15 protein-coding genes are annotated in these 14,949 nt (G+C 68.7%); 3 read left to right on the forward strand and 12 right to left on the reverse strand.

Annotation, left to right across the window (positions count from 1 at the left end):
- Positions 1–2: 2 nt before the first annotated feature.
- From AU196_RS22675 to fadD5, 3 genes are all read right to left on the reverse strand, one after another.
- Positions 3–896: an MlaE family ABC transporter permease gene (locus tag AU196_RS22675; protein ID WP_011854201.1), complete on the reverse strand. Its 894-nt coding sequence runs from the start codon at positions 894–896 to the stop codon at positions 3–5.
- 1 nt (position 897) lies between these two features.
- Positions 898–1,614, reverse strand: a complete 717-nt coding sequence (locus AU196_RS22680; RefSeq protein ID WP_502687284.1) for an MlaE family ABC transporter permease — start codon at positions 1,612–1,614, stop codon at positions 898–900.
- A 296-nt stretch (positions 1,615–1,910) separates the two neighbouring features.
- Entirely contained in the window at positions 1,911–3,590 is a 1,680-nt protein-coding gene (fadD5, locus tag AU196_RS22685) for a fatty-acid--CoA ligase FadD5 (RefSeq protein ID WP_059097318.1), read from the reverse strand.
- A gap of 134 nt (positions 3,591–3,724) precedes the next feature.
- Between fadD5 and AU196_RS22690 the strand changes: the two genes are divergently transcribed.
- Positions 3,725–4,414, forward strand: coding sequence for a GntR family transcriptional regulator (locus tag AU196_RS22690; RefSeq protein WP_059097319.1), 690 nt, complete (start codon positions 3,725–3,727; stop codon positions 4,412–4,414).
- 15 nt (positions 4,415–4,429) lie between these two features.
- On the opposite strand, the gene AU196_RS22695 is transcribed toward AU196_RS22690, so the two are convergent.
- The gene (locus AU196_RS22695; protein ID WP_059097320.1) at positions 4,430–4,876 is read right to left on the reverse strand and encodes an SRPBCC family protein; all 447 of its coding nucleotides are present in this window, start codon (positions 4,874–4,876) and stop codon (positions 4,430–4,432) included.
- A gap of 16 nt (positions 4,877–4,892) precedes the next feature.
- The gene (locus tag AU196_RS22700) at positions 4,893–5,324 is read right to left on the reverse strand and encodes an acyl-CoA thioesterase (protein WP_059097321.1); all 432 of its coding nucleotides are present in this window, start codon (positions 5,322–5,324) and stop codon (positions 4,893–4,895) included.
- A gap of 35 nt (positions 5,325–5,359) precedes the next feature.
- On the opposite strand from AU196_RS22700, the gene AU196_RS22705 reads away from it, so the two are divergent.
- Positions 5,360–6,472, forward strand: a complete 1,113-nt coding sequence (locus AU196_RS22705) for an alcohol dehydrogenase catalytic domain-containing protein (RefSeq protein ID WP_059097322.1) — start codon at positions 5,360–5,362, stop codon at positions 6,470–6,472.
- A 9-nt stretch (positions 6,473–6,481) separates the two neighbouring features.
- Here the strand turns inward: AU196_RS22705 and AU196_RS22710 are convergent, their stop codons facing one another.
- From AU196_RS22710 to AU196_RS22720, 3 genes are read right to left on the reverse strand one after another with little or no spacing between them, the layout of a single operon-like run.
- The gene (locus tag AU196_RS22710) at positions 6,482–8,248 is read right to left on the reverse strand and encodes an acyl-CoA dehydrogenase (RefSeq protein ID WP_059097323.1); all 1,767 of its coding nucleotides are present in this window, start codon (positions 8,246–8,248) and stop codon (positions 6,482–6,484) included.
- Positions 8,245–9,018 (reverse strand): SDR family oxidoreductase, encoded by a 774-nt coding sequence (locus tag AU196_RS22715; protein WP_059097324.1) that lies wholly within the window; start codon positions 9,016–9,018, stop codon positions 8,245–8,247. Before AU196_RS22715 ends, AU196_RS22710 begins: the two co-directional genes overlap by 4 nt.
- Positions 9,011–9,670, reverse strand: a complete 660-nt coding sequence (locus AU196_RS22720; RefSeq protein WP_059097325.1) for a TetR/AcrR family transcriptional regulator — start codon at positions 9,668–9,670, stop codon at positions 9,011–9,013. Before AU196_RS22720 ends, AU196_RS22715 begins: the two co-directional genes overlap by 8 nt.
- A gap of 148 nt (positions 9,671–9,818) precedes the next feature.
- On the opposite strand from AU196_RS22720, the gene AU196_RS25685 reads away from it, so the two are divergent.
- Positions 9,819–9,947 carry a hypothetical protein gene (locus AU196_RS25685; protein ID WP_011557535.1) on the forward strand — a complete coding sequence of 43 codons (129 nt, stop codon included), beginning with the start codon at positions 9,819–9,821 and terminating at the stop codon, positions 9,945–9,947.
- A 3-nt stretch (positions 9,948–9,950) separates the two neighbouring features.
- Here AU196_RS25685 and AU196_RS22725 read toward each other — a convergent pair whose 3' ends face one another.
- From AU196_RS22725 to AU196_RS22740, 4 genes are all read right to left on the reverse strand, one after another.
- Positions 9,951–11,972, reverse strand: a complete 2,022-nt coding sequence (locus tag AU196_RS22725; protein WP_157546600.1) for a cadherin-like domain-containing protein — start codon at positions 11,970–11,972, stop codon at positions 9,951–9,953.
- A 236-nt stretch (positions 11,973–12,208) separates the two neighbouring features.
- Positions 12,209–13,012 carry an ABC transporter ATP-binding protein gene (locus AU196_RS22730; protein ID WP_157546602.1) on the reverse strand — a complete coding sequence of 268 codons (804 nt, stop codon included), beginning with the start codon at positions 13,010–13,012 and terminating at the stop codon, positions 12,209–12,211.
- The gene (locus tag AU196_RS22735; RefSeq protein ID WP_059097328.1) at positions 12,969–13,994 is read right to left on the reverse strand and encodes a taurine ABC transporter substrate-binding protein; all 1,026 of its coding nucleotides are present in this window, start codon (positions 13,992–13,994) and stop codon (positions 12,969–12,971) included. The genes AU196_RS22730 and AU196_RS22735 overlap by 44 nt, the downstream gene beginning before the upstream one ends.
- A gap of 7 nt (positions 13,995–14,001) precedes the next feature.
- Positions 14,002–14,862 carry an ABC transporter permease gene (locus AU196_RS22740; RefSeq protein WP_059097329.1) on the reverse strand — a complete coding sequence of 287 codons (861 nt, stop codon included), beginning with the start codon at positions 14,860–14,862 and terminating at the stop codon, positions 14,002–14,004.
- Between the last annotated feature and the right edge of the window lie 87 nt (positions 14,863–14,949).

A 14,949-nucleotide genomic window follows, 5' to 3' on the forward strand; every position in this document is an offset into this window, starting at 1 on the left:
GGCTACACCGTGAGGTTGAAGTTCGGGTCGGTGCCGTACAGCGCCAACGAGGCCAACAGGACAACCAGCACGATCGCGATGAGCGAGGCCCGCATCGAGCGGCCGACCGCCTCACCGACGCCCACCGGACCACCACTGGCGTAGTAGCCGTAGTAGCAGTGGTTGAGCATGACGATGATCGAGATGATGATCGCCTGCACGAACGACCATGCGACGTCGTCGGGTCGCAGGAACGTACGGAAGTAGTGCTCATAGGTGCCGGTCGACTGCCCGTAGAACAGCGTCGTGGTCACCTGCGCCGATAGGAAGCTCATGATGATCGCCATTGCGTAGAGCGGGATGATGACGATGAAGCCGGCCATGATGCGCGTCGACACCAGGTAGGAGATCGACTTGATGCCCATCACCTCGAGGGCGTCGATCTCCTCGCTGATGCGCATGGCGCCGAGTTCGGCGGTGGCGCCGGCGCCCACGGTCGCGGCCAGGGCCTGACCGGACACCACCGGGGCGGCGATGCGCACGTTGACCAGTGCGGCGAAGAATCCGGTGAACGCCTCGACGCCGATGTTGCCGAGCGAGGCGAACCCCTGGATCGCGATCAGCGAACCGCCCGAGAGGGTGACGAACCCGACGATCGCGACGGTGCCGCCGATGACGGCCATCGCGCCTGTGCCCATCCCGATCTCGGCGATCAGCCGCAGCACCTCCTTGCGGTAGTACCGCAGGGCGTGGCCGATCGAGCCGACGGCGGTGACGACGAACCACGCGACGTGGCCGACGCTGTCCAGACCTCGTGACGGCGCCGCGACGAGCTTCTCCGCGCGGGCATAACCGCGGGGGAAGCGCTGTCGCAGGACTGTCCCGGTCTTGGCGTTCGACTCCGATGTGGTTGCCATGTCAGCGCCCCGTTCCGAACCGCACGCCGATGGTCGTGAGCACCACGTTGACCGCGAACAGCGCGACCACGCAGAGCACCAGGGTCTCGTTCACGCCGGTGCCGACGCCCTTGGCGCCGCCGCCCACGGTGAGTCCCCGGTAGCAGCCGACCAGCCCCGCGATCAGGCCGAACGTGGTGGCCTTGACCACGGAGATCAGCACCTCGGGCAGACCGGTCACCAGCGTGAGCGTGGAGACGTAGGCGCCCGCCGAGACGTTCTGGATGTACACGCCGAAGATGAAGCCGCCGACCAGACCGATGGTGATCACCGCGCCGTTGAGCAGCAGCGCGACGAAGGTCGAGGCGAGGACGCGCGGCACCACCAGGCGCTGGATCGGATCGATGCCGAGCACCTCGAGGGCGTCGATCTCCTCGCGGATGGTGCGGGCGCCGAGGTCGGCGCAGATCGCGGTGGAACCCGCACCGGCCACCACCAGCACCGTGACCAACGGCCCGAGCTGGGTGACCGCGCCGAGCGCCGCGCCTGCGCCCGAGACGTCGGCGGCGCCGAACTCCGCGAGCAGGATGTTCAGCGTGAAGATGATGAGCACCGTGAGCGGCACCGACACCGCGACGGTGGGCAGGAAGGACACCCGGAACAGGAACCAGGCCTGGAGGATGAACTCGCGCCACTGGAAGGGCGGACGGAACAACGCCTTGCCGGTCAGTACGCACATCCGGACGAAGCCGCCGACGGCTTCGAGCCCCGGCCTCACCTGATCGCGTACGTATCCCGTCAGCCCGCCGCTGGAGGCGGTCACGCGCGCACTCCCGTGCCGGAACCAACGACCCCGTGGCGCAACGGCAGAACCTGTCGCACGCCGCCTCCTTGCCCCATCCCGACCCTAGTGACGACCGTCTCCCTACTCATTAGTAGTAAGTGAGACCACAGGACTGTACCCGATCGTTCTCCGGCCGTGCACCGCATCGGCAGGATTGAGCACCCAACCGTTAGCAAACCCACCCCCATTCGCTAACCGCCGGAACCTGTGGCCGAACCCGTTGGCGCACTGGAACTTTCGTCGGCGTCAATCGGTTGCGGGCCTGCGTACCGCTGGCGCAGCTCTGTCTTGAGAACCTTGCCGGCGGGGTTGCGGGGCAGCGCGTCGACGATCTCGAGCGCCTTGGGGTGCTTGTACCGGGCCAACCGTTCGGTCAGGAACGCGTCCAGATCCGCCAGCGACAGCGCCGGCTGCCTGCCGGCGTCCCCTGCGCCCCGCACCGCGGCGATGGCCACCGGGACCTCGCCCCACTTCTCGTGGCTGCGTCCGATGACGGCCACCTCCGCGATCGCGGGGTGGGCGGCCAACACGTTCTCGACCTCGGCGCAGTAGATGTTCTCGCCCCCCGAGATGATCATGTCCTTCTTGCGGTCGACGACCCAGATGTAGCCGTCCTCGTCCTGACGGACCAGATCGCCGGAATGAAACCAGCCGCCCGCGAACGCCTCGGCCGTGGCCTTCGGGTTGTTCCAGTAGCCGGCCATCAGGGTGGGCGCCCGGTACACGATCTCGCCGACCTGGCCGACCGGGACGTCGTTCATGTCTTCGTCGACGATGCGGGCGGCGACGGTGGGGATGACCTTGCCGACGGAGCCGAGCTTGCGCAGCGCGTCCTCGCCCAACAGCATGCAGGTCACCGGCGACATCTCCGTCTGGCCGAAGGCGGCGAGGATCTGCGCGCCGGGGAAGGTCTCGGCCATGTCGCGCAGCAGGGTGTCGGACGCCGGCGCCGCGCCCCAGGACAGCACCCGCAGCTTGAGGTCACGGGGATTGGCCCGTTGCGCCGCGCACACCGCCTGCCACTGCGCCGGCACCAGGAAGATGCCGGTGACCTTCTCTTCGGCGAGCACGTCGAGCAGGGCGCCGGGGTCGAACGCCCCGAGCGGGTAGAGGACGGTCGGTCGGCCGAGCAGCAGGCCGACGATGGTGTTGCCGATGCCGGCGATGTGGAACAGCGGCACCCCGATGAAGCCCACGTCGTGGTTGAGGTCGACACCGTTGGTGAACAGGAACGTCATGGCCTGTCCGGCGATGTTGACGTGGGTGAGCACGGCGCCCTTGGGGCGGCCGGTGGTCCCCGACGTGTACATGATCAGGGCGGGTGCGTCGTTCGGGATGTCCACCGGGGCGGGCGCCTCGCCGGGCTCGGCGATCAGATCGTCGTAGCCCAGGATCCCGTCCTCGGTGGCGCCGCCTGCGACGATCACCGTCTCGAGCGTGGCGTCGAGGTCGCGGACCGCGGTGGCCACGGGGGCCAGCACGGACTCGGTGATGACGACCTTCGCGGCGCAGTCGCCGACGAGGAACGCGATCTCGGGCGGCGTCATGCGGAAGTTCACCGGGACGGCGATCCCGCCGAGCTTGTTGACGGCCAGGAACGACTCGATGAACTCCGTGCGGTTGAGCATGAGGATGAGCACGCGGTCGCCGAAGCCGACGCCGCGACGACTCAGGGCGCCGGCCAGCTTCGTGACGCGCTCGTCGAGTTCACCCCAGGTGATGGTGCGACCCATGAACCGCAGCGCAGTGTCGGCGGGCTGCATGAGGGCGTGCCGGGCGAGCTGATTGGTCCAGTTCTGCCTGCGGGCGAGATACGGCTGCTCGGTGTGTGAGGGCTCGGCGTGCGTCGAGGCGTCGGGCTCGGGGGTCAACGGCGGTCGGCTCCATCGTCTCGGGGTTGCGTGTCGTTGATATTTGATCAAACATTGGATGGCCCCGGTCACACTATGGCCAAGGCGCTTCGTGGACAAGCCCGTCCGATCCCGCCGAAGAACCGGAGAGCACCGTGAACGCCCCCGTCCGTCGACCGGCGAGGCGGCGCGCCAGCCGCCGCGAACAGCTCTCCGACGAGGTAGCCGGGCACCTTCGTGCGGCGATCATGACCGGATCGCTGCGGCCGGGCACGTTCATCCGGCTGGACGAGACGGCCGCGGAGCTCGGCGTGAGCATCACCCCGGTGCGGGAGGCGCTTCGGACACTGCGCGGCGAGGGCATGGTCCGGCTGGAGCCGCACCGCGGCCACGTGGTGGTGCCGTTGACGCGTGGGGACATCGAGGACATCTTCTGGCTGCAGGCGACCATCGCGGAGAAATTGGCGGAGGCGGCCACCGCGCGGATCAGCGAAGCGCAGATCGAGGAGCTCGACCAACTCAACTCCGCACTGGCCGACGCGGTCGAGCACGAGGACGCCGAGGAGGTGGCGTTCGCGGAGTTCGCGTTCCACCGGGCGTTCAACCACGCCTCCGGGCGGATCAAGCTGGCGTGGTTCCTGCTGCACGTGGCGCGGTATCTGCCTCCGCAGCTGTACGCGACGGATCCGAGTTGGGGTGCGGAGGCGGTGGCCAGTCACCGGGAGCTGATCGACGCCCTGCGCAGACGCGACGCGGAGACCGTGGTGCGGTTGACGACGGGGCAGTTCACCGACGGAGCGAAGCGGTTGATCGTCCGGTTGGAGCAGATCGGGCTCTGGGGGTAGCGGAGCGGCCTGAGGTCAGGCGCTTCCCGCGCCCAGGTGTTCGGCCCGGGCCTTCAGGTTGTCGGCCAGGTAGTCGAGGGTCTCACCGACCGCCTTCTTCACCATGGGTTTCGGGATGGGGAGCTTGGTCTCCACGTCCATGTCGACCGTCAGCAGCGACGACGCCCCGATCGACACGACCGAGAACCGCTGCTCGTGCTTGTCGAAGTGGTCGCCCTGCTGCAGCAGCGTGAAGATCTGGTTCTCCCCGGGGTAGTACACCGCGGTGATGAACGTGCCGGCCTGCCCCTGCACCTCGACGTCGAGCCGCAGCTGGCTGGGTCGGCCGTCGTCATAGCGCGCGAGGATCCAGCACCCCTTGATCTCCGGGTTCCATTCCGGGAACCTCTCGAAGTCGGCGACGATCGCCATGATGGCCTCGGCGGGCGCCTCGACCTCGACGGTCTTGCTCACGAGCGGCATGGGGCGAGCATATCGACTACTCGACCCGCGCCGTCTCCAGCAGCGACCTGACCGTCTCCGGGATCGGCACCGGGCGACGGGTCGCGCGGTCGACGTACACGTGCACCCAATGCCCCACCGCCGCGACCTGCACCGCGTCGCGTTCGAACAGTGCCAGGCGGTAGGTGACGCTGCTGGTGCCCAGCCGCGTCACCGCCACACCGACCACCAACGGGTCCGGGAACCTCAGCTCCGCGAAGTACCGGCAGCCCGATTCGGCGACCACTCCCAACCACGGCGCACCCACCGGGTCGACACCCACCGTGGTGTTGATCCACCCGTTGATCGCGGTGTCGAACAGGGCGTAATACACGGCGTTGTTGAGATGACCGAACATGTCGTTGTCGGTCCACCGCGTCGTCACCGGCCACTGCACCGGGAAATCGGCGCTGCTGAATTCGCTGGGCATGGTTGCAGTGTCGCAGTAGGGGCAGTCTGGAGGGCATGACGATCACCATCCGCGGCGCCGTCCTCGAAGAGATCGGCCGGCCGAGACCCTTCGCCGAATCCGTTCCCCTGACGGTCTCCGAACTGCAACTCGACCCGCCCGGCCCCGACGAACTGCTGGTCCGGATCGAGGCCGCGGGTCTGTGCCATTCGGACCTCTCCGTCGTCGACGGCAATCGCGTGCGGCCGGTTCCGATGCTGCTCGGCCACGAGGCCGCCGGGGTCGTCGAGGAGGTCGGTCCCGGCGGATCCGATCTGCACGAGGGTCAGCGGGTGGTCATGACGTTCCTGCCTCGGTGCGGCCACTGCACCGCCTGTGCCACCGACGGTCTGACACCCTGCGAACCGGGCACCGCCGCCAACACCGCGGGCACGCTCATGCACGGCGACATCCGCCTGCACCGCGACGGCCGACCGGTACACCACCACCTCGGCGTCTCGGGGTTCGCGACTCACGCTGTGGTGGACCGCCATTCGGTGGTGCCGGTCGACGCCGAGGTCCCGCCGGTGGTGGCGTCCCTGCTGGGCTGCGCGGTGCTCACCGGCGGCGGCGCGGTGCTCAACGTGGGCAGACCGCAACCTGGCCAGACGGTCGTCGTCGTCGGCCTGGGCGGAGTCGGGATGGCGGCGATCATCACCGCGATGGCCCACGACGGCGTCGACGTGGTCGGCATCGACCAGCTGGAGGACAAACTCGACCGCGCCCGGTCGATGGGCGTCAACGCCGCCTACACCCCGGAGGAGGCCGCCGAACGCACCCTCAAGGCCGAGGTGGTCATCGAGGCCGTCGGCCACCCCGCCGCGCTCGAGACAGCGATCGCGCACACCGCTCCGGGCGGCCGCACGATCACCGTCGGCCTGCCCCGCCCGGACGCGCGGGTCTCGGTGTCGCCGTTGGGTCTCGTCGCCGAGGGTCGCTCGCTGATCGGCAGTTATCTCGGTTCGGCGGTGCCGGCCCGGGACATCCCGCGGTTCGTCGAGTTGTGGCGCTCCGGTCGCCTCCCGGTGGAAACCCTTGTGTCGTCGACGATCCCACTCGACGACATCAACACCGCGATGGACCGCCTCGCCGAGGGCAAGGCCGTCCGCCAGGTGATCGAATTCGATTGACCCGCAGGGTCAGAACCAGCCGTCGCGCATCTCGAGCGTGGTGCGGTCCAGGCTCTCGAGCAGGTCGAGTTGCGGGCCGACCTTGGGCAGTTCGTAGCGATAGAAGAACCGCGCCGCCTGCCGTTTGCCGTCGTAGAAATCGCCCGTGTCACCCTCGGCGGCGACGAACTGCTCCAGCCACATCCAGGCGATCACGATGTGGCCGAACGCCTCGAGATAGACCACGCTGTTGGCCATCGCCGCCTCGACGTCGCCGGAGGCGAACATCGCGGTGGTGACGGCGACGAGCCGCTGCCACTGCGCGTCGAGGCACGCGGCCAGGTCGGCGGCCTCCCCACCGCACCGGCCGGCGGCCGCCACCGTCGCCGCCAGCGCCTCGCCGGCCGCCCGCAGGCTCGCCCCGCCGCGCTGGGTCACCTTGCGGCCGAGCAGGTCCAGGCTCTGGATGCCGTGGGTGCCCTCGTGAATCGGGTTGAGCCGGTTGTCGCGGTAGTGCTGTTCGACGTCGTACTCGCGGGTGTAGCCGTAGCCGCCGTGGACCTGGATGGCCAGGCTGTTGGCCTCCAGACACCACTGCGACGGCCAGCTCTTGGCGATGGGAGTCAGGATGTCGAGCAGATCCTGGTTGTCGCCCCGGTCGACCAGCCGCGCGCAGTACAGCGCCAGCGCCAGGGCGCCCTCGACATAGGACTTCTGCGCCAACAACATTCGCTTGACGTCGGCGTGCTCGATGATCGGCACCTGCGGCGTGGCCGGGTCCTTGGCGGTGACCGGCCGGCCCTGTGGGCGTTCGCGGGCGTATTTCAGCGATTTCAGGTAGCCGGTGTAGCCGAGCGCCACCGCACCCATGCCGACGCCCAGCCGGGCCTCGTTCATCATGCGGAACATGTAGGTGATGCCGCGGTGCGGTTCACCGACCAGGTAGCCGACCGCGCCCGGCTCCCCGCCCGGCGTGAAGACACCCTCCCCGAGATTGAGCACGGTGTTGGTGATGCCGCGCTGACCCATCTTGTGGTTCAGCCCGGCCAGCACCACGTCGTTACGCTCCCCCACCGCACCGTCGGCGCCGACGAGGTACTTCGGCACGATGAACAGCGAGATGCCCTTGGTGCCCGGCGGACCGCCGGGGATCTTGGCCAGCACGAGGTTCACGATGTTCTCGGTGATCTCGTGTTCGGCGCCCGAGATCCACATCTTCGACCCGAACAACCGATAGGTGCCGTCGGGCCGGGGTTCGGCGCGGGTGGTGATGTCCGCCAGCGACGACCCGGCCTGCGTCTCGGACAGCGCCATCGTCCCGGAGAAGCGCCCGGCGAGCATCGGGCGGACGAACCTGTCGATCTGTTCCGCTGTTCCGCATTCCGCGAGCAGGTTGGCGTTCGCGATCGTCAACATGACGTAGCCCGATGTGGCCAGGTTGGCCGCCGAGATCCACGCGAACGCCGCCTGCGCCACCGTCGCCGGGAGTTGGGCGCCACCGAGTTCGGCGTCCATCCCCATACCCAGCAGGTCGGCCTGGGCGAACGCATCCCAGGCCTCTTTGACCTCGGGAATCAGCGTGACCGTCGAGCCGTCGAACGTCGGTTCGTGGGCGTCGCTCTTCTTGTTGTGCGGGGCGAAGTACCGCTCGGCGAGCTGTTCGCACAGGTCGAGCACGCCGGTGAAGGTCTCGTGCGAATGGTCGGCGAACCGGGGCCGCTGTGTCAGTTCGTCGACCCGTAGCCACTCGAAGAGCAGGAAGTCCAGGTCGCGGCGCGACAGCAGCGTCGACTTCATCGGATCGTGCTCACGCCACCGTCGACGGGGATCACGGTGCCGGTCACGTAAGCGCTGGCACGGCCGGCGAGGAACACCGCGATACCGGCCATGTCGTCGGGCATGCCCACGCGCCCGAGCGGTAGCGCGGCGCCGACGGCCTCCTCGCCCGCGGCGAGCAGCACCTTGGTCATCCGCGACGGGAACAGACCGGGCGCGATCGCGTTGACGAGGATCTTCGGCGCCAGCTCGGTGGCCAGGTGAACGGTCAGCATGTGCACGGCGGCCTTGCTGGCGGCGTAGGAGAAGTTGTTGCGGCCCTTCTCCGGCGTGTGGAAGCCGTCGACGCTGCCGGTGTTGACCACGCGGGCCGGATCCTGTTCGGTCGCAGCGGCTTCCAGCATCGGCACCAGGGCGCGGGTCAGCAGGAAGACGCCTTTGACGTTGACGTCGAAGACCCGGTCGAAACCCGACTCGGGGAACTCGTCGAACGGGGCGCCCCAGTTGGCGCCGGCGTTGTTGAACAGCGCGTGGATGCGGTCCTCACGGGTGGCGAGCGCGTCGGACAGCGTCTGCACACCCTCGGCGGTGCCGAGGTCGGCGGGCACCGCCTCGACGCGCCCCAGCGGCGAGAGTTCCTCCACCGCGGCGGACAGTTCCGCCTCCTTGCGGCTCGACAGATAGACCGACGCACCGGCCTGCAGCAGCCCGCGGGCGATCATCACGCCGATCCCGCGTCCGCCGCCGGTGACCACCGCGACCTTGCCGTCGAGGGAGAACAGGTCAGTCATGTGCGGCTCCGGCCCGGACGTCGACACCCAGCGGCGACTCGGTGCGCACCGTCTCGTCGCGGATCAGCCCGCGTAGCAGTGCGGTGCTGAACTCCTCGGCGATCTCCTGCGCGGTGCGCCGCCCCTGCGGACGCAGCCAGCGGTAGGCGCCCAGCGTCATCCCGATGTATCCCAGCGCGAGCACGTGTGAGTCGCAGTCGTGGAACTCGCCGCTCGCGATCCCCCGGTCGATCACGTCCCGGACGTGCTCGTAGACCTGGGCCTCCTTCGCGCGGATGTACTCCACCTGCTCCTCGGTGAACCACTCGCCGATGTAGGGGCCCTCCTGGAAGTACACCGCGGCGCGTTCGATGTCGCTGGCGATGCCGACCAGCAGCCGGCGGGTGAAGTGGTAGATCGTCTCGCGGGCCGACGCGCTCGGATCGTCGTGCAGCGCGTCGACGGTGAAGTCGGCGGCACCCTTGTAGATGTCGTAGAGGATCAGCGACTTGCTGGCGTAGTAGTGGTAGACCGTGGCCTTGTTCAGGCCGACGGCGTCGGCGACGTCGTCCATCCGGGTGCCGTGGTAGCCGCGCGCGGCGAACAATTTGGTGGCGACCCGCAGCAGTTCTTCACGCCGAGTGGACCCGTTCGGCGAGGGTTCGGCAGGCATGGCGACTCACTATCGACGGGCCCGTCGAACGGGCATCTATCAACCGGGTGGTTGACCAGTGTATGGCAATGTGGCCGGAGCCTGTTTAGGTCCGGTCCCGCTGGTCTAGACTGCACCGAAAGCCCGCGTCTCACCCGGAGGTATCGAGATGGACCCGAATCCCGATTACGACGCGAGCGACGAGATCGAGTACTTCTTCAATTACTTCTTCTGGGGATTGCGCGGGGTCTCCGGCCCCGGCGGCGGCTACCCGCCGCCGGCCTACCCCCCGGTCTGACCCCTACGCGGTCCTGGGCGGCACCGGCACGGACACCTCGCGGTACCGGGTCGCGCGGTTGGCATCCGGCTGGTCGAAGTAGACGTCTCGCAGAACCCAGGTCGTGTTCCCCATCGTGACGGTGAAGTCCCCGGTGTAGCGGGTCACCGGATGCTCGGCGTAGAGCTGCTTCTGCGTCCACGGCGGGACGGTCATCTCGATCTTCCGGCTCACCTTGAGGCTCTCGGTCCACTCTTGTGAGTACTTGGTGCTGAGTTCGACCGAGACGATCTTCTTGATGTTGAGTCCGGCGGAGGCTCCGACCTCGACGCTCTGCGAACTGCTGTTCACCGACTCGATCGTCTCCGACAGTTTGGCCGCACTTTCCTGAGTCGTGTAGTCCCAGATCAGACGGTCCTTGGCGTAGGTGGACGCCTGCTTTTTGGAGACGAAGGAACATGTCGCGATACGGCCGCCGGCGCAGAGCCGATTCAGCACCTCGGCCTGGGCCTGCCCCTGGCCCGACGGGATGTCGACCGTGGTGCCTGCGACGTCCAGGAGCACCACCTCCTGGTTCCAGTCCGTCCACTGGGGCGGGGTGCACTGCGCGCCGCCGTCCGGGGCGCACGAGGTCTTGGGATTGGCCACACCGTCGACGCCGAGGTGGATGTCCCACTTCAGTCCGTTCGCGCTCACATACGTCGGGTTGGCCTGGCCGAACCCGAGGAAGTAGTAGACCACCTCGAAGTGGTGCGTCTCGCCGGGTTGCAGGACCGCGGCGACCGGCGGCGCCAGTGTCACCTGGCCGATGCCATGCTCCCGGTACTTCTCCAGGGTGACCGGCTTGCTGCTGGCGTTGACGACGTGGAACCGCACGGTCACGATGGGGCCACCGCCGAAGCCGGGTTGAGGCGGAACCTCGACGGCGACACGCATCGCCGATCCGGGCTCGGCGCCGGTCAGCCGGTCGAGGATCGAGCGCATCGTGATGCCGCGGTCGACGACGCGGACGGTGAAGGCGTCGTCGTACCCCTCGAAGCGCACGGTGCCCGGCACGTCGTCGTGAGGCCGGTAGATGTATGTGCCGTCCGGATGGATCGTGACCTGGCCATAGGTGGGTTGTTTGACCACGATGTAGCGCAGGCGGTCGTTCTCGGCGTCGACCACGTTGAGCGTGCCGATCACCACGCCGCTCTCCGGGGCCGCGACGATCTGGCGGGGATCGACGACGGGCGCGTCGTTGAAGAAGAACCGGTCGATCTCCCGGCGCACCGCCTCCAGCGCACCGATCAGAACCGAGGGCCAGGTCGGTGCGATGGGGCCGTACGACAACGACGGCGGAAGGGCGAGGCCGACCATCGCCAGCAGCCGGGATACGACACCCCGGGCGGTCGGAGCGCTTGGCGCTACGAAGGTCGCCGCCACCGACTGGCCCGCCGCAGAGGGCGCCGACGTCTCGGGAGCTGTCTGCGGGACCACCGTCTCGGCGCTCGGCGGCGGGTCGGCGGCCTCCGTGGTCGGCGTCAGTTCTGTTGTGGGAGGCGAGATGTCGTCGTCATCGACGAGCGGTGCGGCCACCGGCGCAACGTCGTTCACCTCGGCGCTGCGCTGCTCGATCCCGTCACGCGGTTGCTCGGCCGGCGGTTGCGCTGCGGGCTGCTCGTTCCCCTCCAGGACCGGAGTGTCGCCGTCGGTGGACTCGATGTCGTCGTCCGTGGGCTCCAACACGACGTCGGAATCGGGTTCCTGCCCTTCCGGGAGATCGATCTCGTCGGGGAGATCCTCCTCGTCCGGGCCTTCCTCGGCGGTGTCGTCGGCGGTGTCCTCCGCGTTGTCCTCATCGGCCTGCGACTCCGCGCCGTCCTGCGCCGGTGACGACGGTTCCGCCTTCTCCGCCGGCGAATCGCCCGTCGAGACGGTCGTCTCCGCGCCCTCGCCCGTCGCCGCGGTCGCCGTGGCCATCCCTCCGGTGGAGGCCACCGCGACGCCCAGCCCGATCGAGAAGAGCAACGCGCTCACCCGTGACGCATGATTCGCTGACGGCATCCGGCCTCCTTGCCCATGGAAATACAGCACGCCGAGCTTGGCATGGAGATCCGGTAGCTGTCTACCATTCCGTCAATTTGCTGAAAGTCGCCTCCCTCTTTGTGTTAGAAACGGACTTCGACACAGTTTCCCTCTCGCCTACGACGTCTGATTGTGCCCGGCACCGTGTTCCTCGGTCGGTGCCGTGCGCTCAGCGATACCGACGTGCGTTGCTGGTTCCCCGGGAGCGTTCGCGGCTACGCCGCTGTGGCCGCCGCGGCCGCCTTGACGGCGCGTCCCACCTCGGCGCGCAACTCCGCGTACTCCGGCGAACGCCGCAGTTCGTCGGGATCGACGCCGGTGCGCGGCAGGTCGACGGGTAGGTCGAGCGCCACCCGGCCCGGCCTGCGCGTGAGCACCACGATCCGCGATCCGAGGAACGCCGCCTCGTCGGCACTGTGCGTGACGAACACCGTGGTGCGGGCCGACTCCGCGCTGACCTGCCGCACGTCCTCCTGCAACCGTTCCCGGGTGAGCGCATCGAGCGCGGCGAACGGTTCGTCGAGCAAGAACAGCGGCGTCTCCGCCGCCAGCGCCCGTGCGATCGCGACCCGCTGCTGCTGCCCCCCGCTGATCTCCCAGACCCGCCGGTCGGCGGTGCCCTCGAGACCGACCCGCTCCAGCAACTGCTGCCGCCGCTCGGCCCGCCGCTCGCGCGGCACCCGCGCGTACTTCAGTGCGAGGTCGACGTTGCCGCCGACCGTGCGCCACGGAAAGAGCCGGGGCTGCTGGAACACCACACCCGCCGTCACACCCGGGGTGGGCGGTACGCCCGCCACCGCCACCGTTCCCTCGGTGGGTGTCTCGAACCCGGCGAGCAGTCGCAGCAGCGTGCTCTTCCCGCACCCGGAAGCGCCGACCAGGACGAGGAACGCCCCGGGTTCGACCGTCAGGTCGACGGGCCCGACCGCGGTGACGTCCCCGTAGCGGTGTTCGACACCGCTGATCCGGACGCCGTCACTGCGTGATGGCACCGGGCAGACCCTTGGCGTAGATCGCATCCTGGAAGGTCTTCAACGGTGCGGCAGAGGGGATCTGCTTCTGCTCGGCGAGGAACTGCGAGGCGCTCTCCAGATTCGCCGCGAGGTTGCCCGGCGCGCCCTCGGAGCCCAGCCACTCCGCCGAGGCCACCTCGGCCGGGGTCAGGTACACGCCCTGCTCGAGTTGGCCGGCGACCTCGTCGGGGCGCAGTCCGATCTCGGCCGCGATGGCCTCGGCCGCGGCGTCGGGATCGTTCTTGATGACCTCGAGCGCGCGGGCCTGCTGCTGACGCCAGACGTCGACCACATCCGGGTGGGCGCCGGCGAATGCGTCGGAGACCACCCCGAGGTCCAGCGTGGGCTTGCCGTCACGGGCCAGCTGGCGGCTGGTGATCAGATCCCTGCCGTTGCGGCGCAGCTGGTCCAGGGTCGGCAGCCAGGAGTACCCGGCGTCGATGTCGCCGCGGTCGAACGCCGCGAGGATGGCCTGCGGTTGCAGGTCGACGAGCGCAACGTCCCTGGGCGACAACCCGTTCCGGTCCAGAGCGGCGAGCAGGCTGTAGTGCGCGGTGGAGGCGAACGGCGTGCCGACCCGCTTACCCCGCAGGTCGGCGATCGTGTTGACACCGCTGCCGTTTCGCGCCACCAGCGCCTCGTTGTCGCCGGCGACGTCGAGGACGAACGCCACCTTGTAGGGGATGTTCAGCGGCGCCGAGAGCCCGCGCGCCACCGGGCTCGAGCCCAACGCGCCGAAGTCGACCTCCTCGGCGATGAACGCGGTGTTGACGTCGGCGCCGGAGTCGAACTTCGTCCACGTGACGGTGTAGTCGGGCAGCGCTTCTTCGAGCCAGCCGTTGTTCTTCACGATCAGATCGCCACTCGGAAAGCTCTGATACGCAATGCGAATCGTCTGCTTCTGGGAGTCCTGACCGGACTTGTCGACCGAGCAGCCGGCCAGCGCCAGCATCGCGACCGCCACGGCGGCAAGGGCTTTGAGTCTCATATTCTTCCTAGACCTTTCCTCTCCAGGGGACGGCGCGACGTTCGATCGTGCGCAGGAGACCGTCGATGACCAGGCCCGAGATGCCGATGGCGAAGATGCCCACCAGCACGACGGGGGTGTTGTTGTAGTTGCTGGCGTCCTTGACCAGCCCGCCGACGCCGGGCAACCCGTTGAACAGTTCGGCGGCGACCACCGACGAGTACGCCATCCCCACCGCGAGCCGGATGCCGGTGAACGTCTCCGGCAGCGCCGACGGCACCACGACGTCGCGGATCACCTCGGCGCGGGAGGCGCCCAGCGCTCGGGCGGCCTCGGTCAGCCCGACGGGGGCGGCGAGCACGGCCGCCGTCGTCGCGACCGCCGCCGGGGGCAGCGCCGCGAGCGCCAGCAGCGTGATCTTCGGCGCCTCGTCGATGCCCAGCCAGATGACGAGCAGGAAGAAGTAGGCCAGCGGCGGCAGGGCGCGCAAGAAGGTCAACCACGGCTCCAGCACGCTGCGCACCCAGCTGACCGAACCCATGACCAGGCCGAGCAGCACCCCGAGCGCCACCCCGATGACCACCCCTGCCAGGACCCGGCGCAAGGTCATGTACAGGTGCTCGGCCAGTAGATAACCCCCGTAGCCGCGAACCCCGTCGTGCGTGGTGGACACATCGATGAAGGCCTGCCACACGGCGGCCGGGTACGGCACGAAGGTCTGGTTCCAGACGCCGCTCGAGGCCGCGAGCTGCCACAGCCCGAAGAACACCGCCAGCGAGATCAGCGGCAGCGCAGCACGGGTGAGACGGGCCCCCCAGGGTCCGCGGGGCGGGGCGGCGGGCGAGTCGAGTTGAGATTCGTCCGGCGTGACATCGACGAAGACCGACACTGTGGTGACTTTCTGTGGCTGAAGAGGGGGCGAAAAGGCTTCAGCGACAGCAGTGGTCGGACAGCGCGCGGTTCACCGGCATATTGC

It is taken from the genome of Mycobacterium sp. IS-1742, from assembly GCF_001500125.1.
Taxonomy (GTDB): domain Bacteria; phylum Actinomycetota; class Actinomycetes; order Mycobacteriales; family Mycobacteriaceae; genus Mycobacterium.